Genomic DNA, 1,227 nt, shown 5'->3' on the forward strand with positions numbered 1-1,227 from the left:
GAATCAACGTAATTTATCCATCGTAGTTACTCGGGTTATTTTACTGTTCAGAAGTGGCTCCATGGAACATTTCGTACGAATGTCGGCCACCCCCCCAGCTACCAAACATTATTCTGTTTGCCCGAATCTATCGTGCATTCAGGACATAGGCTGAATGTTATGAATGGTTTGGTTGTCGGTCGCATAGCACACAACGAAAAAGGCTTGGCGTTGTTGGGGAATTCGAGTTCCGTCAGCCCATAACAGAAGTTGACAATTGCAATATTGCTGATGTTTTATTCATAAGCCAAATTTATAACATCCTGCCCAAACTAAAGCACAATAAAGAACAAATGTTGAGGCAATATTCGTCAAGCCCCAATAATGCCAAACCTAATGTTAGCTGCCGTTTTTATTCTAATGTTTTCAATTTTTTAATAGTCTCCATTGATTTTGGATTTATGTCAATTGCCTTTTTGTAAGCCTTGATTGCTTTCGCATTATCTTTTTTTGCACTGTAACCATCGCCCAAACTATCAAATACAGTGAATGATTCTGGATAATTTTTTGCATTTAATTCAAAAAATTTGATTGCTTCGTCAATTTTAATTGGGTTACTTAAACAAGTATATCCCATCGTATTAATCAACTGTTCTGGTGGTAATTCTTGAAAACCGCTTTGCTTTGAACGATTTGCATAAAACTTTACTACCATCTCAGCAGTTGTATCTGTTTTCGAAGGTTTCCATTTTTCAATTATAAATCTTATGCCGTCTGGTATTGCTTTAATTAACTGAGAATCGTGTGTTTCATTTTTGTAAGTAGTATATTTATGTTCTAATCCCGATTGCTTATTTTTTTGTAGCAAAAAATCAAATTTGGGTACGATTTTAAAATTTGGATCTTCTGTTCCATCACTTATAAAAATATTTTTGTTTGTATAATTTTTGATTTTAAATAGAGAATCTGCTTTTTGTATCATAAATTCATTTTCCCACCATAATGATGGGCTAACTGCTATGTAATCATTAAATAATTCAGGATACATAAATAAACAATAGACAGACATTAAACCTCCAAACGAATGTCCAAATAGTATTTTTTCATTTGAAGTTTTATAGTTTTTATTTACAAAAGGTATTACTTCATCTTTGGCTTTGTTGCATGGCTCCCTTTGAGACCTGATCCCATTACATGAAAAAGCACCGGAATGGCGAACTTTGAGATCGCCAAACCTACAAAGCTGCC

1 protein-coding gene is annotated in these 1,227 nt (G+C 34.1%); it reads right to left on the minus strand.

Features of this window, described 5'->3' with window-relative positions; all coding sequences use genetic code 11:
• Window positions 1-391: 391 nt before the first annotated feature.
• The coding region (locus B157_RS35390; RefSeq protein WP_020603943.1) for an alpha/beta hydrolase at window positions 392-1,227 on the minus strand (836 nt) is incomplete at its 5' end.

It is taken from the genome of Spirosoma spitsbergense DSM 19989, from assembly GCF_000374085.1.
In the GTDB taxonomy this organism is placed as follows: Bacteria; Bacteroidota; Bacteroidia; order Cytophagales; family Spirosomataceae; genus Spirosoma; species Spirosoma spitsbergense.